The organism is Actinosynnema sp. NPDC002837 (assembly GCF_040295345.1).
Classification (GTDB): Bacteria; Actinomycetota; Actinomycetes; order Mycobacteriales; family Pseudonocardiaceae; genus Actinosynnema.
This window is the reverse complement of record NZ_JBEOVG010000005.1, coordinates 64,621-82,853: the sequence shown is the minus strand read 5'-3', so window position 1 is coordinate 82,853 and position 18,233 is coordinate 64,621. Positions and strand designations below refer to the sequence as shown.

General features: G+C 69.0%; 20 protein-coding genes. 13 read left to right on the top strand and 7 right to left on the bottom strand.

From position 1 onward, the window contains the following. Positions 1-28: 28 nt before the first annotated feature. Positions 29-1,198, bottom strand: coding sequence for a PIN domain-containing protein (locus ABTZ99_RS05605; protein WP_499608415.1), 1,170 nt, complete (start codon positions 1,196-1,198; stop codon positions 29-31). 634 nt (positions 1,199-1,832) lie between these two features. Here ABTZ99_RS05605 and ABTZ99_RS05600 point away from each other — a divergent pair. From ABTZ99_RS05600 to ABTZ99_RS05590, 3 genes are all read left to right on the top strand, one after another. Continuing rightward, positions 1,833-2,135 (top strand): phage integrase N-terminal SAM-like domain-containing protein, encoded by a 303-nt coding sequence (locus ABTZ99_RS05600; RefSeq protein ID WP_499608412.1) that lies wholly within the window; start codon positions 1,833-1,835, stop codon positions 2,133-2,135. 15 nt (positions 2,136-2,150) lie between these two features. Next, a complete protein-coding gene (locus tag ABTZ99_RS05595; protein WP_499608410.1) occupies positions 2,151-2,744 on the top strand; it encodes a tyrosine-type recombinase/integrase in 594 nt (197 codons plus the stop codon). Positions 2,745-2,960: 216 nt separating this feature from the next. Beyond that, the gene (locus tag ABTZ99_RS05590) at positions 2,961-3,323 is read left to right on the top strand and encodes a DinB family protein (RefSeq protein ID WP_498782222.1); all 363 of its coding nucleotides are present in this window, start codon (positions 2,961-2,963) and stop codon (positions 3,321-3,323) included. Between the two features lie 220 nt (positions 3,324-3,543). Here ABTZ99_RS05590 and ABTZ99_RS05585 read toward each other — a convergent pair whose 3' ends face one another. After that, positions 3,544-4,200: an ArsR/SmtB family transcription factor gene (locus ABTZ99_RS05585; RefSeq protein ID WP_499608408.1), complete on the bottom strand. Its 657-nt coding sequence runs from the start codon at positions 4,198-4,200 to the stop codon at positions 3,544-3,546. 76 nt (positions 4,201-4,276) lie between these two features. Here ABTZ99_RS05585 and ABTZ99_RS05580 point away from each other — a divergent pair, with 76 nt between their 5' ends. After that, positions 4,277-5,635: an MBL fold metallo-hydrolase gene (locus tag ABTZ99_RS05580; protein ID WP_499608405.1), complete on the top strand. Its 1,359-nt coding sequence runs from the start codon at positions 4,277-4,279 to the stop codon at positions 5,633-5,635. Beyond that, entirely contained in the window at positions 5,632-6,927 is a 1,296-nt protein-coding gene (locus tag ABTZ99_RS05575) for an MFS transporter (protein WP_498782228.1), read from the top strand. Before ABTZ99_RS05580 ends, ABTZ99_RS05575 begins: the two co-directional genes overlap by 4 nt. A gap of 75 nt (positions 6,928-7,002) precedes the next feature. Here ABTZ99_RS05575 and ABTZ99_RS05570 read toward each other — a convergent pair whose 3' ends face one another. Then, positions 7,003-7,569, bottom strand: coding sequence for a class I SAM-dependent methyltransferase (locus tag ABTZ99_RS05570; protein WP_499608401.1), 567 nt, complete (start codon positions 7,567-7,569; stop codon positions 7,003-7,005). Between the two features lie 83 nt (positions 7,570-7,652). After that, positions 7,653-8,822, bottom strand: coding sequence for a cytochrome P450 (locus ABTZ99_RS05565; RefSeq protein WP_499608399.1), 1,170 nt, complete (start codon positions 8,820-8,822; stop codon positions 7,653-7,655). An 89-nt stretch (positions 8,823-8,911) separates the two neighbouring features. On the opposite strand from ABTZ99_RS05565, the gene ABTZ99_RS05560 reads away from it, so the two are divergent. Continuing rightward, the gene (locus ABTZ99_RS05560; protein ID WP_499608396.1) at positions 8,912-9,541 is read left to right on the top strand and encodes a TetR/AcrR family transcriptional regulator; all 630 of its coding nucleotides are present in this window, start codon (positions 8,912-8,914) and stop codon (positions 9,539-9,541) included. A gap of 25 nt (positions 9,542-9,566) precedes the next feature. On the opposite strand, the gene ABTZ99_RS05555 is transcribed toward ABTZ99_RS05560, so the two are convergent. Together ABTZ99_RS05555 and ABTZ99_RS05550 are read right to left on the bottom strand one after the other, a co-directional pair. After that, on the bottom strand, positions 9,567-9,833 hold the full coding sequence (locus ABTZ99_RS05555; protein ID WP_498782236.1) for a hypothetical protein: 267 nt from the start codon (positions 9,831-9,833) through the stop codon (positions 9,567-9,569). Beyond that, positions 9,830-10,132 (bottom strand): transposase, encoded by a 303-nt coding sequence (locus tag ABTZ99_RS05550; protein ID WP_499608393.1) that lies wholly within the window; start codon positions 10,130-10,132, stop codon positions 9,830-9,832. The genes ABTZ99_RS05555 and ABTZ99_RS05550 overlap by 4 nt, the downstream gene beginning before the upstream one ends. 121 nt (positions 10,133-10,253) lie before the next feature. On the opposite strand from ABTZ99_RS05550, the gene ABTZ99_RS05545 reads away from it, so the two are divergent. Beyond that, positions 10,254-10,799, top strand: a complete 546-nt coding sequence (locus ABTZ99_RS05545; protein WP_499608390.1) for a hypothetical protein — start codon at positions 10,254-10,256, stop codon at positions 10,797-10,799. A gap of 428 nt (positions 10,800-11,227) precedes the next feature. On the opposite strand, the gene ABTZ99_RS05540 is transcribed toward ABTZ99_RS05545, so the two are convergent. After that, positions 11,228-11,560 carry a hypothetical protein gene (locus tag ABTZ99_RS05540; protein WP_499608387.1) on the bottom strand — a complete coding sequence of 111 codons (333 nt, stop codon included), beginning with the start codon at positions 11,558-11,560 and terminating at the stop codon, positions 11,228-11,230. 322 nt (positions 11,561-11,882) lie between these two features. Between ABTZ99_RS05540 and ABTZ99_RS05535 the strand changes: the two genes are divergently transcribed. The 6 genes from ABTZ99_RS05535 to ABTZ99_RS05510 all read left to right on the top strand — a co-directional run bounded on the left by ABTZ99_RS05535 (position 11,883) and on the right by ABTZ99_RS05510 (position 18,105). Then, complete coding sequence (locus ABTZ99_RS05535; protein ID WP_499608385.1) at positions 11,883-13,427, top strand: alpha/beta hydrolase; 1,545 nt, start codon at positions 11,883-11,885, stop codon at positions 13,425-13,427. Between the two features lie 138 nt (positions 13,428-13,565). Beyond that, positions 13,566-13,997 (top strand): Rrf2 family transcriptional regulator, encoded by a 432-nt coding sequence (locus ABTZ99_RS05530; protein WP_499608382.1) that lies wholly within the window; start codon positions 13,566-13,568, stop codon positions 13,995-13,997. A 110-nt stretch (positions 13,998-14,107) separates the two neighbouring features. After that, positions 14,108-14,851 (top strand): SDR family NAD(P)-dependent oxidoreductase, encoded by a 744-nt coding sequence (locus tag ABTZ99_RS05525; RefSeq protein ID WP_498782248.1) that lies wholly within the window; start codon positions 14,108-14,110, stop codon positions 14,849-14,851. 135 nt (positions 14,852-14,986) lie between these two features. Further along, positions 14,987-15,241, top strand: a complete 255-nt coding sequence (locus ABTZ99_RS05520; protein ID WP_499608379.1) for a hypothetical protein — start codon at positions 14,987-14,989, stop codon at positions 15,239-15,241. Between the two features lie 43 nt (positions 15,242-15,284). Then, positions 15,285-15,578: a DUF3027 domain-containing protein gene (locus ABTZ99_RS05515; protein WP_499608377.1), complete on the top strand. Its 294-nt coding sequence runs from the start codon at positions 15,285-15,287 to the stop codon at positions 15,576-15,578. 496 nt (positions 15,579-16,074) lie between these two features. Further along, positions 16,075-18,105: a hypothetical protein gene (locus ABTZ99_RS05510; RefSeq protein WP_499608374.1), complete on the top strand. Its 2,031-nt coding sequence runs from the start codon at positions 16,075-16,077 to the stop codon at positions 18,103-18,105. Positions 18,106-18,233: the final 128 nt, after the last annotated feature.

Here is an 18,233-nt window from a genome sequence, read left to right as displayed (position 1 = left end):
TAGGGCTGCGTGCGGCTCTGGCTGAACTTTAGTGCTCAGGTATCGCCTCGGGGACGATCTCCTCCGCATTCACTAGCTCAACTGCGTCGAAGTTTGTGCCATCCGCAGTGAGGTAAACCAGGAGCGACAACCGTCCTCTGTGGTAGGTTGCCACCCACATGTAGTGCTTGTTCCAGTCTCCGTCCAGGACGTACACAGAGCTGGTACTGACCCCGTAGTAGTCGGCTTTGTAGGCCATGCCATCGAGGGTAATTCCGGCGTCCAGCGAAATCTTGAGCATCGGGCGCCCGTCGAGGTCGCGGCCGTCGAATCCCCACTCGATCGTCTCCAGGTCAGGTTGGATCTCTTGCAAATCGGCCTCGTCCTCGATGATGGTGTCGAATCCGCTGAAATCGCTCGGGCCGCTGTAGCGGTACTCAATTACTTCGGCAGTCGTGACGCTCTGGCCGGTGAGCTGCTCGCAGGCCGCCACCACAATGGCCTCGACCTGCTCGCGAGTCGGCGTAACGACGGGGAATTCGTCAAGGGCGAGTTCGGCGTCGAGTTGCTCCACGTCCTTAAGGTGCTGTACGGCCGCGTTGAGGCTTCGCACGGTCTCCATTGGAAGCGACCCTGTCGCGGCGACTTCCTCTATCAGCACTTCGTGGAGTTTTCCTGTCGCGTCGCAGAAATCCTTTATGTTGTCGGTTACAAACATGATCTTCGCGTTTGCACTGCGGTCCCGGCACACGGTGAGGACGGTGTGCCAGATCAAGGCGTCCCGGAAGCCCTTCTTGCCTTCCGCATCGAAGGGCTTGCGGGCCTCCAGCGCCCTGGTGAGCATCGTCTGCTGATCTACCTCTGGCACCGACAGCGTGGTCACTCGCAGCTCGGCAAGGCGGGCACGCAGCGCTGGCTCGTATGCGGCGATCTTCTCTGCAGTACTGTCGTTTAGGTCTGCCACGTTCGACGGCAGGTTGAGGCCCAGCAGCGTCGCGAGCTTGTCCAGTTTGAGTTTGTCCAGCCCGGCCACCAGGTCGTTGAGAGTCCGCTTGTAACCTCGCGCCAGCTCCTGGACGACGACCTCGGGGACACACACCTCGATTAGCCCGTGGTCCGCAAGGATCACCAGTCGGGTCCACGCGTCACGTTTGAGCAGCCAGTCGTCCCAGACCGCATTCGAGTCGATCACCACTGTGACACGCTTGCGCTGGAACATACCTATCAGGATAGGCAGGCATCATCCTCTGCAACACTCGTGACAACGACCTGGTGGACCGGCTCGGAGGCCCTCTACGCCCGCAACGTACCGCTGGTCACCGCTCTGAGCGTCACGACGAACGGCGACCGCGCTGTGCGGCATCCGTGGTTCGGCGCTCCACCATGAGCGGCACGCAAGCGGCGATGACCAGCGGTTTCCGCCACTTGTGTGTGAGAAGTGGGTCGTGCCGAGCGGTTCGGGTGTCCGTGTGCTTCCTGGAGGAGCCGCACCGGGGACTCGAACGCACACCACGCCGTCGCTGCGTCCCACTGTCGACCACTTGATTCTTGTCAAGGGAATGGACGAGGAGGAGCGGACGGAGGAGAGTTCGTTGTGCTGCAAAGGTTTCTTCCTGCTTCCAACTGCGCTCAACTGACCTCTCACGAGGGCGGCTGACGTTGTTTTCCCAGGTCAGGCCATGATCAGGGCGACCCTGGGGGTCAAGGGGTCGCAGGTTCAAATCCTGTCGTCCCGACGGCCAAGAGGGTCTTCGCAGGTCAGACACTGCGAGGGCCCTCTTTTTGTGATCTTGGTTCGTTCTTCGAGGTCGAGCACGTCGCTCAGCGACACCTTGACTCGGAGGACTTCGGCGATGCCTCTGCTGGACCTGACCAAGATCACCACCGGCCTGTCGAAGACCTGGACGGGCTACCTGCGCGACTGGGACCGGACCCTGCGCTCGGCCGGTCACCCGGAGACCACCCGCTACAACTATCTCCTCACCGCCACTCAGTTGGCCCGCTACCTGGCCGAGTACTCGCCCGACCCGGATGCCGACGACGCGGCCGACGACCCGTGCGAGGTGACCAAGGCCCACGTCGAGGCATTCCAGGCGTGGATGATCGAGACCCGCTCGGGTGCCACCGCGCTGAACAAGCACAAGGGCCTGCAGTAGTTCTTCAAGTGGCTGATGCTCGACGAGGAGGACATCGACCGGTCACCGATGGAACGGGTGAAGCAACCCCAGGTGCGGAAGAAGCTCATTCCGGTCATCCGCGACGACGACACGAAGCGCGTGTTGGACACCTGCAAGGGCAAGGACTTCGTACACCTCCGCGACGAGGCCATCATCCGCCTCTACTACAACACCGGCGCTCGCCTCTCCGAGGTCGGCAACCTCACCCTCGACGACCTCGACATGGACACCGACTCGGCCCACTACCGCGGCAAGGGCAACAAAGACCGCCGCGTCCGCTTCGGCCCGAAAACCGCCCGCGCCCTCAGTCGCTACCTCCGCGCCCGCGCCAAGCGCAAAGCCGCCGACCTACCGGATCTGTGGCTGGCCGAACGGGGCATCCGCCGCTTCGCGCCGAACGGCGTCAAAATCATGCTCAAGCGCCGCGGCCTGGCCGCGGGTCTCACCGGCGTCCACGCCCATCGCTGGCGGCACAACTTCGCCCACGAGTGGAAACGCGCCGGCGGCGACTCCGGCGACCTGATGCTGCTGCTCGGCTGGACCTCTGAGGACATGCCCCGCCATTACGGCGAGAGCGCGGCTGCCTAGCGGGCTCAGGAGACGCAACTGCGGATGGGGATCGGCGAACATGTCTGAGTCTCGGAGTCGCGCCGGCGGGGGTGTGCAGGTTCGAATCCCTGGCAGGGCTACACGCAGACGGTCCCAGGTCGGACCAGCGATTTTCCGCCGGGATGTTGGTGATCCGCCAACCTGCGCCGCAGGTCCAACGGCACCCGGTGGAACAACCGGCAGCTGCTGTTCCACATGCTCGTCGGGTTCCTCATCATCCGCGCGCTGCTGGCCCTCGTGCGCCTGTTCGACCGGCTCCCGCCCGCGGTCAGCCGAGGCTTCGCGCGCCTGCTCAACGCAGCCACCAGGCCGTTCGACGTGGTCAACTACGCCGGCTCGTGGCTCGGCGGCTCAGTGCTGCGACGTCGCCACATGGCCGGCCTCTGCGATGGCGTGATCGCCGCGCTGCACCGACGGCTCGACCACGAGACGGACGCCGAACTCGCTCGCGGCATGCACTACCCGACGCGCTGGGATCCGTTCTATAAAGATTTCATGACCCTGGCCGACGTGTACCGCTTCCCCGTCCAGCACTTCGACTTCCACCCCGCCAGTTGACCTTTGGTGATCCAGCTTGACGGAGTTCGCCGTTTCGACGTGACCACGGTTCGAGTCCATGGTCTGTCACCTCGAAGCCGTGGACGTCGGACGGGTCCTCGGCAACGGCGCTGTGCTGGACTTCCGCACGTCCGGCCCGGAGCTAATCCAGGCACTGCACTCCTGGGGCGTGGCCCGGATCTCCGACCATGGAGGCCACGCGGAAACCTCGAAGTAGTGCTCAGGTAGCCACCGGCAGGTTCGCCAGGCGCCATTCGAGCATCCCGTCGGCCAGGCGTCGGGCGGTCAACCCGTGGGTGGTGAGCAGGCGGACGGCGTCGTGGGCGAGGACGCAGTAGGCGCCGCGGCAGTAGGCGACGATGTCCTGGTCGGCGGGGAGTTCGGCGAGTCGGTCGGCCAGTTCGTCGAGTGGGATCGACAGCGCGTCCGGGATGTGGCCGGCTGCGTACTCCTCGCGGGGCCGCACATCGATCACGGTGACCTGTCCGGAGTGGACGCGGCGCTGGAGTTCCTCGCGGTCCACCTCGTCGGTCGCTGGGCCGCCGAGGTAGGCGGAGGTCGCGATCGCGACGTCGGCCAAGTGGTCGTCGGCAACGGCCCGGACCAGTGCGAACAACGCCGCCACGTCGTCCCCGGCCAACCGGTAGTGGATCTTGGTGCCGTCACGGCGGGTGGTCACCAGACCGGCGTTCTTGAGCGTCTGCAGGTGCGCTGAGGCGGTGGTCAAGCCCAGCCCGGCGGCACGGGCCAGCGAGTCCACGCTGCGCTCACCCTGCGCGAGCAGGTCCAGCAGTTCCAGTCGCTTGCCGCTGCCCAGTGCCTTGCCCACGCGGGCGAACTGCTCGAACAAGGCGGTCTTAGCGTCCCGGTCACCCATGATTCTCCAATCATCCTTGGAATAGTGTAGAACATGGGTGCGGCGGGACGTTCCGCCGGTGGAGTCGGGAGGTGCCGTGGGCACGGTCGAGGTCGTTCCGCTCGTCGACGAAGGGCTGGGCAACTCCGCCTACCTGGTCGATCTCGGCGACGGTCGGGCGCTGGTGGTCGATGTCAGCATCGACCTGCGCGAGGTTTCCCGTGTCGCCGGTCGTCGGGGGTTGTCGGTGGCGTTCGCCGCGGACACCCACCTGCACGCCGACTTCCTCTCCGGCTCGCGGCAGCTGTCGGCGATCGGTGACACGCGGGTGCTGGCCTCGGCGGACGGGCATCGCGAGTTCGCGCACAGTGGACTGCGCGACGGTGACGAGGTGGACCTGGGCGGGTTGCGGCTGAGGGCGCTGGGCACGCCGGGGCACACGCACGAGCACCTGTCGTTCCTCCTGCTCGACGGTGACCGGCCGGTCGGTGTGTTCACGGGTGGTTCGCTGCTGGTGGGTGCGGCGGCGCGGACCGACCTGGTCTCGCCGGAGCGGACCGAGGCGTTGGCTCGCGCCCAGTGCGCGTCGTTGCGGCGGTTGGCCGAGCTCCCCGACGAGGTGGCGGTGTGGCCGACCCACGGCGCCGGATCGTTCTGCTCGGCACCGCCCGGCGCGGACCGGGTCAGCACGATCGGTCGGGAGAAGGCCACCAACCCGCTGCTGGCCGTCGAGGACGAGGACGCTTTCGTGGCCCGGTTGGTGGGCTCGCTGGGCAGCTTCCCGCCGTACTTCCTGCGGGTGGGCGAGGTCAACCGCCGCGGGCCCGCGATCCTGGACGGGCCGCCGGCGCTGAAGCCGCTGGCGGTCGACGCCGTCCGGGCCTTGCTGGCGGACGGGGCGCACCTGGTCGACGTGCGGCCGGTGCCGGCCTTCGCCGCCGCCCACGTGCCGGGGGCGTTGTCCATCCCGCTGCGGCCGGTGTTCGCGTCCTGGCTGGGGTGGCTGGCCCCGCACGACCGGCCCTTGGTGATCGTGCGAGGAGCTGATCAGGATCTGGTCGAGACCGCGTGGCAGGCCGCCAAGATCGGCTACACCAACCTCGTCGGGGAACTCGCGGGCGGTCTGGACGCCTGGACCGCGGCGGGGCACCCGACCACGGGCACCCGGCTGGTCGGTCCGGAGCACGTGCGGGGCGCGGTCCTGGACATCCGGCAGGCGTCGGAGTTCGCCGGCGGGCACGTTCCCGGAGCCCTGCACGTCGAACTGGGCGATCTGGTCGGCCGCGTGGAGGAAGTGGGCGCCGAGCCGCTGGTGGTGATGTGCGGGCACGGTGAGCGCGCGATGGGCGCGGCCAGCCTGCTCGAACGCGCCGGTCACCGCGACCTCGCCGTGCTCACCGGCGGACCCGGCGACTGGGCCTCGGCGACCGGCCGCTCGTTGGAGACCGGCGCGTGAGCACCGCACCGTCGACCCCGCGGCTGGGAATCCGGGCGAACCTCGCCCAGTTCAGCCTGCTGGTCGGGGTCAACGCCCTGGTCGGCGGCGTGCTCGGGCAGGAACGCACGGTGCTGTCCCCGTTGGCCGAGCAGGCGTTCCACCTGACCGGCTACACGTTCCTGCTGACGTACGTGCTGGCCTTCGGGGTGACCAAGGCCGCGACCAACTACGTCGCGGGCACGTTCTCCGACCGCTACGGGCGCAAGCCGGTGCTGGTGGCCGGGTGGTTGGTCGCGATCCCCGTACCGCTGATGCTGATCTGGGCGCCGTCGTGGGGTTGGGTCGTGGCGGCCAACGTGCTGCTCGGGATCAACCAGGGGCTGACCTGGTCCACGACCGTGATCATGAAGATCGACCTCGCCGGACCGTCACGCCGCGGGCTGGCGATGGGTCTGAACGAGGCAGCGGGCTACGTCGCGGTCGCGGTGACCGCGCTGGCCACCGGCTACCTCGCCGCTCGTTACGGGTTGCGGCCCGCGCCGTTCCTGCTGGGCTTGTCCTACGCCGCCCTCGGCCTCGGCCTGTCGGTGTTCTTCGTGCGCGAAACCCGTGATCACGCGCGACTCGAGGCCGGACGGCACACCGCCCGCGCCGACGGACGGCATGACCACCTGCACGCCGACCTCACCGACCGGCAGGTCTTCGCCCACACCAGCGTGCGCGAACCCGCGCTGTCGGCGACCAGCCAGGCCGGGATGGTCAACAACCTCAACGACGGCCTGGCCTGGGGCCTGTTCCCGATCCTGTTCGCCACCGCCGGGCTGTCCGTGGCCCGGATCGGCGTCCTGGCCGCGCTCTACCCCGCCGTGTGGGGACTCGGGCAGCTGGTCACGGGACCGCTGTCCGACCGGTGGGGACGCAAGCACCTCATCACCGCGGGCATGCTCGTGCAGGCCGCCGCCCTCGCCTTGACCGCCGTCGCCCACACGTTCGCCGCCTGGGCCGTGGCCGCCGTGCTGTTGGGCGCGGGCACCGCGATGGTCTACCCGACGCTGCTGGCCACCATCGGCGACGTCGCCCACCCCGCGTGGCGCGCCCGTGCGGTCGGCGTCTACCGGCTCTGGCGCGACGGCGGGTTCGCCGTCGGCGCGCTCCTGTCGGGCGTGGTCGCCGACCTCGCGGGCATACGGGTCGCCGTGTGGGTGGTCGCCGCCGTCACCGCCGCCTCCGGCCTGATCGTCGCCGTGCGCATGTACGAAACCCACCCGCCGAGCCACCGCTCACCTTCCCGGGAGGACGACACGTCGTGAGCGCCCCCGCCGGGCTCGGCCGCGGCACCATCGGAGCGGACCTGCTCGCCGCGGCCAGGGGGATCACCGCGCACGTCAAAGGGAATCGACGTCGCTGGGTTCCTTGACGGCGGCGACCCGTTCGACGGTGCCCAGCTTGAGGCGTTCCCGGCGACGCACGGTGAAACCGGCTTGTTCGACGAGCGGCAGCGGTCGGCGGGTCTGGTAGTCGCCGAGCATGCGCACCGACAGCCGCTCCAGCAGCCGCTGTCCGAAGTGGATCAGCCGATGATGACTGCCGACGTGGTCGAGCAACAGGAGTAGGCCGCCCGGCCGCAGCACGCGGTGCATCTCGTCGATCGCCGCTCGCTCGTCGGGCACTCCGCACAGACCCAACGTGCAGACCACGGTGTCGAAGGCGGCGTCCGGGAACGGCAGCGCTTGCGCGTCACCTTCAAGGAGCGTCACGTCGCGGTCGAGCCGCGCGGCACGGTCACGGGCGCGGGCGAGCATGGCGGGGCTGAAGTCGACACCCGTCAGCCGGATGCCGGTGGGGTAGTGGGAAAGGTTGAGCCCGGTGCCGATCGCCACTTCCAGCACCTCACCTGAGGCTTGCGAGCACACCCACTCCCGGCCGCCGCCGAACTGGACCTTCTCGACCAAGCCGATGTCACGGTCGTACCGGCCCGCGTACCGGTCCCACTTGCCGCGCAGTCCCTCGTCCATGCCGTCCTCCCGTCCGAATGTCACCACGTCACCGGCAGTTCCACCAGTCCGCCGGTGAGGGTGTCGCGTCGCACGGCCAGTTCCTCGACGGGCACGGCCAACGTCATGGTCGGGAACCGGGGGACGAGGTGCGTGAGCACCGCCTGGAGTTCGATGCGGGCCAGCGGCGCGCCGATGCAGTACCGCGCGCCGTGGCCGAACGCCAGGTGCGGCTGTGCCGGGCGGGCGATGTCGAACCGGTCAGGGTCGGTGAACACCGCCGGGTCGTGGTTGGCGGCGCCGATGTCGAGCAGGACGAGGTCACCCGCCCGGATCACGACGCCGTCGACCTCCAGGTCGGTCCGGGCGTACCGGGGGATGCCGCCACCACCCTGGACCGGCGCCCGCATGATCTCCTCCACCGCGCTCGCGACCAAGCTCGGGTCTTGCCGCAGTGCCCGCCACTGGTCCGGGTACGCCAGCAGGTGCAGCACGCCCATGCCGATCTGCACCACGGTCGTCTCGTGGCCCGCGAACAGCAGCGCCATCGACAGCATCGCGGCCTCGTCGTCGCCGACGTCGTCCACCGCGCACAGGCGGGAGATCACGTCGTCGTCCGGCTCACGCCGCTTCCGGGCGACCAATCGCTTGCCGTACTCGAACAACGCGCCCAGCCCGCCCAGCGAGCGGTCCCGGTCGTGGATGTCGGAGGCGGCCTGGGTCCAACTGCGGAACTCGTCGCGGTCCTCGTACGGCACGCCGAGCAGCTCGCAGATCACCAGGACGGGCAGGGGCAGCGCGAGCGCCGCGTGCAGGTCGACCGGCCGCGGTCCGGCGGCCAGGTCGTCCAGCAGGCGGCCTGTCAGCGCTTCGACGCGTGGCCGCAGCGCCCGCATCCGGCCCGGCGTGAAGTGCGGTTGCAGCAGTGACCGCATCCTGGCGTGATCGGTCCGCTCGGAGTCGAAATCACCCAACGGGCCACCGAACAACGCCGACTCCCCGGTGCGCGCCGCCGTCTCCGGGGTGCGGTGGGCGCGGCCGAGGCGGTCGTCCACCAGCAGTCGCCGTACCCGGGCGTGGTCGGCGACCCACCACGCCTCGTCGCCCACGGCGGTCCGGACCTTGTGCACCGGGCCTCGCGACCGCAGCGCGCCGACCACCGCCGGGACGTCGAGCGGATGGCCCTGCTCGAACGGCAACTGGACGCTCATGCATACCTCCAGGGTTGTTTACTCGCCTATGTATACATGACAGTAAACAAAGCTACATGTATATTCCCGTGTCAACAAGGAGGTGGACGATGACGGCAGGCACCAAGCGCATGCCCCGCGCCGAACGGCGGGAGCAGATCCTGGACGCCGCGACCCGTGCGTTCGCGCGGACCGGCTTCGCCGCCACCGGCTTGGACGACGTGGCCGCCGAGGCGGGCATCACCCGCGTGATCCTGTACCGGCACTTCGAGTCGAAGACCGACCTCTACCGGGCCGTCCTCGACCGCGCCTGCGCCCGGCTCGATGGCACCGTGGGGTCCGACGACTTCGACGAGGGCAGCATCTCCGCGCTGCTGGCGGCAGCCGCCTCTGATCCGGAGGGGTTCCGCCTGCTGTTCCGCCACGCGGTCCGGGAACCGGAGTTCCGCGACGTGGTCGACCGGCTGCGCTCGGCGTCGACCGAGGTGACCCGCCGCCACCTGGCCGAGGTGGTCCCGGCCGGGCCGTGGCGGGAGTGGGCGGCGGCACTCGTGCCCGCGGTGGCGTTGGAGGCCGTGCTCGCCTGGCTGGACGCCGGGCAACCCGAGCACGCGAGCGCCCGGATCGAACAAGCGGTCGGCGGCGTCATCCAAGCCGCCCGAGCGACCGAGGCGCTGACCGCGCATGGACCACCCCTGTGGGGTGTCAAAAGCCAGTCACATGGTCTGACCTGCGGTTAGGCTGCTGCAGGTTCGTACTCGTTGATCAGGCCGCCGAGGACTGGTCGACGGCATATCGAGGTGTAGTCCGGCTCTGCGATCGGGTGGTCCGGTCGTGGTGGGGCGAGTTGTAGGGCTTGGTGTGGTCGGCGATGGTTGTAGTGGGTCGCGTAGAGGTCCAGCACCGGGCGCAGGTGGTGATCGCGGTGCGGCGGGCGTAGTAGGCGGACCGGGAGACCTCAAGCAGCGTGCACGCCCGATGGACGTTGCCGCCGCCCACTCGCTCCGCCTCGATGAACGGGTAGACGTTCACCGGATCTCCTTGGCGAAGAAAGCCGTGGCGCGCTTGAGGATCTCCACGTCCTCGGTCAGTCGACGGTTCTCCCGCCGCAACCTCGCGAGCTCCTCCCGCTCGTCGGTGGTCAGCCCGTGGGCGCGGGTGCCGGCGTCACGTTCGGCCTGCACGACCCATTGCCGGACCGCGGTCTCGGTCAGGTCGAAGTCCTTCGCGACCTGACCCACCGACCGGTCACCCCGCGAGCACAACTCCACGATCTCGGCCTTGAACTCCGGGGTGAACGACCGCCGTGGCCGCCGCTTCTTCCTGCCCATGGGCTCCATGATGGGACATCCCTCCGGGGACACGCGTCCCCTGATCTCAGATGTCCGTCAGAACGGGTCAAGCCCAGCGCATCCCGTTGCGGGCTTGGCGTGACTACGGAGGAAGGCGGCCATGACAGTAGTCGACTACCGGGCGTTGTGCGGGATGCCGGAAACGGGCAGAGTTGCGTGGGTCGAGCGCGAGCGCCCCCACAGCGGCTCGCCGCAGTGGGCGCTGTCGGTGATCGAGTCGGTCGAGACGCATGCTTCCGTCTCGACCAGGCGCGCCGGTGGCCTGGATCTGCCCGCGTTCGACTTCGCGGTCTGGTTCCTGCAAACGAGCGTGCGGCTCGGTGACCTCACGCCTTCGTACGCGGCTTACTGGCTGCTCAGGTTCGCTGCGGTCGCTCAGCGGGCGCCGCATCACGGGTTGCCTGATCTTCTGAGACCGGACCGGGTGGCGCGGCACACCATCGAGTCGTTCCCGTTGACCTTGGAACGTTATCGGGAGGTCTCCGTCAAGTGGGCACGGGAGGCCGATGAAGACAAACCGGCCGATGAGGAGTTCCGATTGATGCAGGACGCGTCGTGGACGCTGCCCTCGCTGGCGTGGGTGCGCGACGCCATCGTCGATCCCATGCTGCGGGACGAGGTCGACACCTGGCTGGCTGCTCACTGAGCGGTCCGCTTGCGGGGGGCCTGTGGGATTCCGATCAGGGCCGATGGCGTAGCGTCATCGCGATTCCGCCCGAGCCTGGCTCCGTGACTCCTCTACTCGGCCAGTTACCTTGGCTGTTGACCTGGAAGAACAGGACCAAGCACGTCGCTCAGTCGTTCTGCGACTGGGGTTTGTGCCGTTATACCTGGGTGAACATCGTGGTGTTCGGTTCGAGGGGCGGTTCATGAACTCCTTGACTGGGCGTCGACCGAAGTGAAGTGGTTCGGCTGAATGATCGAAGCACGGCCAGATCCTCGGTCGATCCGTCCTGCTTCGCGGACGCGCCCGGTCGATCGGTGGGGTCGGTGACCTGGCGCGGTAACCGCGATCATTACGATCTGGAATGTGTGACCCGTTGTGCCGTGACTGGCGCCCTGCCGACTCAGCGATCAGCGCGGCAGACCAGCCCACGCCCGAACCAGGTCCATCGCCTTCGAGAAGGTGACCAGTCCTAGGTCGAGCACCCACACCTCGTCCTTGAAGTGTTCGAAACCCAATTGCGACCACAGGCGGCCGAGCTTCGCCACGGCGAAGTCACGCTCGGCGGCGGAAATCTCCTCCACCACCTCGCCCTTCGCGGTGCGACGCTCCGCCGGCGCTGCCCGCAGGACCACCAGCCGACGGCCGGCGGCCAGGCGCTCGATCATCATCCCCACGCAGAGCGGACCCAGACCGTAGCCACGCCAGGCGGGTTCGAGTCGGACCGTGTCGATGACCAGCATTCCGGACCGAACGGCTCGACCATGTCGTCCAGGTTCGCGTCGAGATCGCCGGTGGAGTCGAACACCGCCGGAGAGGGAGGTGCCCGCGCCGCGCAGTCCGTCGCGCCTCGCATTGGGCGACGGTCGGTCGGTCGCAGGCCGCTGTCCCCCTTGAGGACTACAGAAAAGTGTCCACACCAAGGGGATTCGTAGCACCGCGGTCTCCCATAGGTTTCGCTGGCGACGACGTCAGTGCGTCGCGGCACGCCGAGACCTGGAGGCAAGGGCGTTGAAGACGATGCAACGGTCAGCGGGAGCCGGTATCCCTCGGAGGTTCACCAGGGTGGTGATCGCGGTGGCGCTCGGCGTCTCCGCGGTGGCGGCCTGTGACGCCGCCGCGGAAGGAGACGCGACGAGTGAGGACGCACCACCGGTTGTCGCCGAGGCGGCCGCCACGCCACGCATCACCTGGCACACGTGCCCGGCGTTGGCCGAGGGCGCCAGTCGCGACCCCCGGCTCACCTGCGGAACGGTGAAGGTTCCGCTGGACTACCGGGACCCCGGTGGCGAGCAGATCGAGGTGGCCGTCTCGAAGCTGCCGGCAGCGAAGTCCCGCGACCGCCGCGGTGTCCTGCTGCTGAACCCGGGCGGCCCGGCGTTGCCCGGCTTGGACACCCCGGGTGTCGTGGCGCCGACCCTGCCGCCGTCGGTGCTGGCGGCCTACGACCTGATCGGCTTCGACCCGCGTGGGGTCGAGCACAGCACCCCGCAGAGCTGCGGCCTCGACGACCCGTCTCTCGCCGGCCTCTTCCCGTACCCGGCGGCGGACGGCTCGATCACCGCGAACGTCGACCACGCCCGCACCGACGCCGAGCGGTGCGGGACGAACGCCGGCGAGAAGCTCCGGTACTTCACCACCGCCAACACGGCCCGCGACCTGGACCGCATCCGCACGGCGCTCGGTGAGGAGAAGATCTCCTACTGGGGCCAGTCCTACGGCACGTACCTCGGCGCCGTCTACGAATCACTGTTCCCGGAGCGCGCCGACCGGGTGGTCCTCGAGGGCAACGTGGACCCCACGAAGGTCTGGGCCAACGCGACGGACAACTGGGGCAAGGCCATGTCGGAACGCTTCCCCGACGCGGCAAGGGTCGCCGCGGCACAGCACGCCACGCTCGGACTGGGCGGCACCGTCGACGAGGTGACCCAGAAGTACCTCGCACTCGCCGACCGCCTCGACCGCACCCCCGCGCCAGTCCCCGGCACCCCACTGGCCCTGACGGGTTCGGTGCTGCGCACCGTCACCTACAGCCTCCTGCTGCACAACGAGACCCTCCCGGTGCTCGCGCAGTTCTGGAAGGCCGCCGTCGGGCTGGCCGACGGCGTGCTCACCGAGGCGGACGGCCAGGTGCTGCAGCAGGTGTTCACCGCACCGCCGCCGACCCCGGGCGTGCCGGCCGACAACCAGGCCACCATGTTCCTGGCACTGACCTGTGGTGACGCGCAGTGGTCCGACGAAGTCGACCAGTACGCCCGCCGCACCGCCGAGGACCGCGCGGCCTGGCCGCTCACCGCGGGGATGCCCGCCAACATCTGGGCGTGCGCGTTCTGGCCGAAGCCGATCGAAGAGCCCGTCCGCGTGACGGGCGAGGGACCGCGCAACACGCTGATCCTGCAGAACCGCAGGGACAACGCCACACCGTGGGAGGACGGCCTCGGGCTGTACGAGGTCCTCGGCAAGCGAGCGGCTTTCGTCGGCGCGGACAACGGCGGGCATTACGTCTACAACCAGGGCTCCGCTTGCGTGGACGAGGCCACCGTGACGTTCCTGACCACCGGCCGGCTGCCGGACAAGCAGGTCGACTGCACCGACGTCGCCCCGCAGTGACCGTGGTTGCCGGCGGTGAGCGTCGGTGGACGGGGAACTCCTGGTGCACCCGGTCCGGTCGAGGCTGCTTCGCGGGACTTGCCGCACGGCGTTGTAACTATTACAGTTACGACTGGGTTCGGGGTAGAGGAGGTCGACGTGAGCGCGAACAGCCGACTGACCATAGCGGCGCACGCCTTGACGTGGATCGGGTTGTACCAGCGGCGCGGCCACGAGGTCGCCACCTCCGACCAGATCGCGACGAGCGTCAACACCAACCCGGTGGTGATCCGCCGCCTGCTGGCCGAACTGCGCAGGGCCGGCCTGGTCGATTCGCAGCGGGGGGCGGGGGCGGGCTGGACGCTCGTGCGGGACCTGGGGGAGATCACCCTGCTCGACGTCTACCAGGCGATCGAGCCGGGACCGCTCTTCGCCCTGCATCGCTCGACGCCGAACCCCGAGTGCGTCGTGGGCCACGGCATCGGGCCGGTGATGGCCGCCGTGTACGACGAGGTGGAGGCCGTCTTGCGCGGCGAGTTGGCCCGGACCACGTTGGAGGACGTGCTGCGGGACGTCCTGAAAGCCGCCTGACCTCAAAAAACACCTGAACTCGGCGCGTTGACTTCTCCTGCTCGAGGAGAAGCGTGCTCTGCACCCACCGACGTAACAAAAATGGTTACGTCAAGGAATCGGAGGATCTCATGGGACAGCTGGACGGTAAGAGCACCCTCGTCACCGGTGGCTCCAGCGGCATCGGCTTGGCGATCGCCCGCCGTTTCGCCGCCGAGGGCGCGACGGTCTACCTCACCGGCCGCCGCAAGGCCGAGCTGGACGCCGCCGTCGAGCAGGTCGGTGCCCGGGGCATCGCCGTCCAGGGCGACGTCTCGGACCTCGGCGACCTCGACCTGCTCTTCGCCGAGATCGCGAACCGCAGCGGTCGCCTGGACGTCGTGGTGGCCAACGCCGGGGTCGGGGAGTACGGTCCGCTCGGCGCGATCACCGAGGAGGAGTACGACCGCACCACCTCGATCAACCTCAAGGGCACGATCTTCACCGTCCAGAAGGCGCTGCCGCTGCTGACGGCCGGTGCCTCGGTGGTGCTGCTCTCCTCCAGCGCGGCCCTGCGGGCCGTCCCCGGCCTGGGGGTCTACGCCGCCACCAAGGCCGCGATCCGCAACCTCGCCCGCACCTGGGCCGCCGAGCTGGCCGGCCGGGGGATCCGCGTCAACGCCCTCACTCCCGGCTTCGTCGAAACCCCCGGCGGGGACGAGCTCCGCGCCGCTTTCCCGCACGGCGACGGGCCCACCGCGGCCGAACCGTCCCCGCTCGGGCGCGCCGGCCGTCCCGACGAGGTCGCCGCCACCGCCGTCTACCTGGCCGGCGACCAGAGCACTTTCACCACCGGCGCGGAACTGGTCGTCGACGGCGGTGTCACACAGCTCTAGCACTCCGGCCGCACTTGGTGATCAGGTGTGCCAGGAGATGTCGGACCCCGCCGAGGGTGAGGCGCAGCCATCGCGTCATGTCGCGGTACTGGTCGGGGTCCGGTGGAAGGATTGCCGTGGCCCAGTCGTACAGCCGTGGTCCTTTGGCGCGGCACCACCGCGTCGGCCACCTGGGGTGTGCGCGCAGGTGCTGCCGGCGCACTGCGGCAGCTGATCGCCAAGAAGGTCGGCTTCTCCGGGAACGGGCAGTGGCTGAGACTCAGCGGCACCAAGGACGACAAGTTGATGCAGGTGGCCGAGCAGTTGGGCGCCAACGTGGTGACCGGGACAGGGGAAGGCAGATGGACGGCGGTTTCGGCACGCTTGCTATCCGGATCGATCGACGGGTGAGCTCTCCCGAAGAGATCCCGCGCGTCATCACAGCGGCCAACTGATGGATGAGTTCGACCACGTGACCCTCAGCGAAGCGGAACTCGACTCGATCCACGGTCGGTGGATCCGCGACCGCAACCGAGGGCGGGACGACCAGGAGTACCAGGAGTCGTGGGGTGAGGAACAGTGCGGTGGTTGTCGGTTCTGGATCCCGCTGGCGGGCCGGGTGGGCAACGACTACGGCGCTTGCTCGAACGCTCAATCGCCGTTCGACGGGCGTGTGCGGTTCGAACACGACGGCTGTGACGTCTTCGTCGATGCGGGTCGATGGGTGAGTCCCGACGACATCGCCTGAACCGGCTCGACCGAAGTTCCACGGGGCACTCCGGTGCCAGTGGGTAAGCGGCGTTCAACCCGGGGCGAGAAAGAAGCCCTAGGCGCAGCGGCGCCAACGGCGCTGGTCACGCTCAGGAGACCAGTCGGATCAGCACAGCCGGGCATCCACGCCGTGTTGGTCGACGAGGCAGTGGGGCGGCAGCACGTCAACGGCTGTCCCCGGGTCTCGTCGTGCTCCCGCCTCGCCTGCGTGGACGGGGTGGTCGGCAGGCACGAGGGCGCCGTCTCGCAGGGCGCAGGGTGGGACTGATGTTTGTTGCCCGGCGCGGCTTCGGGTACCTATCCTGTGCGGGACGCGGGCATTCCTTCTGCCGCGACCATTTTCCCGGGGGGATATCGTGCGTACTTTCCGCGGCGCTAGAGCCTGCGCCGCTGCGCTTCTGGTGGGGACGACCCTGACGGTCGGGGCGCCCGTGGCGGTGGCCGCGGAGCCTCCTGTCGCGCCGTACACGGCCATGACGGTGCACTTCGAGGGCTGGGACGTGGACGGCAACTTCTCCTATGAGAGGTCCCGCAACACGCTCCAGGTCTTCCAACAGACCACCAACGGGTACGCGTTGGCGATGTCCGGGTCGACCAGCGGCCACGCGCACTGGCACCACCTCGACGTGTCGCCGCCGAACGGGACGCGGTTCGAGGCCGGCCGGTCGTACCCGACGACGAGCTCCTACTCGCCGCTGGACGCGATCACGGTGTTCAACATCAGCGGTGACGGGCGGGGGTGCTCGGCCTCCGGCACGTCCTCGGGCACGCTGAACGTCCACGAGGCCGTCTACGACGACGCCACCGGCCAGTTCACCGTGTTCGCGGCCGACTACTCGGTGAAGTGCGGCGGGACCACCGAGGTCTTCGCGAAGGGCGAGATCCGGTTCCAGTCCGGTCTCGGCTACCGGGCCGCCGACACCTGGGGGGAGCACGCGCTCCGGTTCGGCGAGCAGCCGTGGGGGCGGACGGGCACGCCGAAGGAGGTCCCGGTCGAGGTGAACGGCACCCTGCCGACGACCTTCGGCGCGGCGACGGTGACGGGCGCGAATCCCGCCTCGTTCCGGATCACGGCGGACACCTGCTCGGGCAAGACGCTCTCCTACGGCCAGAAGTGCTCGCTGACCATCACGCCGACGGCCATCGGCAAGGGCGAGCAGACGGCGCTGCTGACCCTGCCGGAGGACTCCGTCGGTGGCAGCGTCACGCGCAAGCTGACGCTGGTGGGCTACGACGCGCGCGGCGACCGGGGGACCTACTTCCCGCTCGCGCCGTACCGCGTGCTGGACACCCGATCCGGTCACGGCGCGCCGGCGGTCGCGGTCGGTTCGGGCCAGTCGGTCCGGTTGCAGCTGGCAGGCCAGGGCGGGGTGCCGGTCGAGGCGTCGACGGTCGTGCTGAACGTGACGGTCACCGGGCCGTCCGGCCCGGGCCACATCTCCATCTACCCGACCGACGTGGCGCGGCCGACCGTGTCGTCGTTGAACTACACGCCCGGCTGGACCGGGGCGAACTCGGTCACGGTGAAGGTGGGCGCGGACGGCGGGGTGTACCTCTACAACCACGGTGCGTCCGTCCACCTCGTCGCCGACGTCAACGGCTTCTACTCCAAGGGCCGCGCGAGCTACCTGGGTGGGCAGTACCACCCGTTGGCCAGGCCGGTGCGCCTGGCCGACACCCGTGAGTGGGGCATCGGCCGACTGCCGGCGGGCTACTACGTCAACGTCGCCGCGTCGTGGGACACCTCGACCAACGGGACGATCCGGGCCTTCGCGGTGAACATCACCGCGACCGACACCCGCGCACCCGGCTTCCTCGCCGCCTGGAACGGCTCCGGCGCCAGCCTGCCGAGCACGTCCACGCTGAACTACGGGACCGGCAGCACCGTGACGAACTTCGCGGTGGTGCCCACCATGAGGTGCTACGACTGCGGCGGCGGCGGGCACGGCCTGCCGTCCATCGGCGTGTACACCAACCAGGACACCCACGTCATCGTGGACATCGTCGGCTTCTACGACGACAGCTCGCTGCCGGAAGGGCTGCGCTTCGAACCGGTCGTGCCCAAGCGGATCGCCGACACCCGCACGGGCCAGAACTGGCCGTCCGCGATCGGCAACGCCACGACCGCGACCATCGTCGTGCCGGACTCCGTCGTCGGCGCCGACACCTGGGCGGTGGCCACCAACGTCACCGCCGTCCAGCCGACCGCGGCCACCTTCCTGACGGTGTGGCCCGCGGGCTACACCGGGATCGAGCGCCCGAACACGTCCAACCTCAACCTGGATCCCGGCGCGATCACGCCGAACGCCGTGCAGACCATGATCGGCCCCGATTACGGCTTCCACGTCTACAACAACCGCGGCTCGACCCACGTCCTGGTGGACGTGGTGGGCACCTTCTACCTCGACGGGGTGTCGCCGACCGCGTCCGCGTCGGTCCAGGGCGCTATCCCCGCCCCGAAGGCGGAACCCCTGACCTCGCCGCGTCGCGCAGTCGCGAGCTGAGGGCAGGCCACCTCCGGCGGTAACCGATGCCGCACACGCAACTTCGGTCGCGTGTGCGGCATCGGCGTGTCCGGGTGCGCCGCAGTTCGACGCAACAGGGATGAGGACGATCACCGACCCGGTCCAGT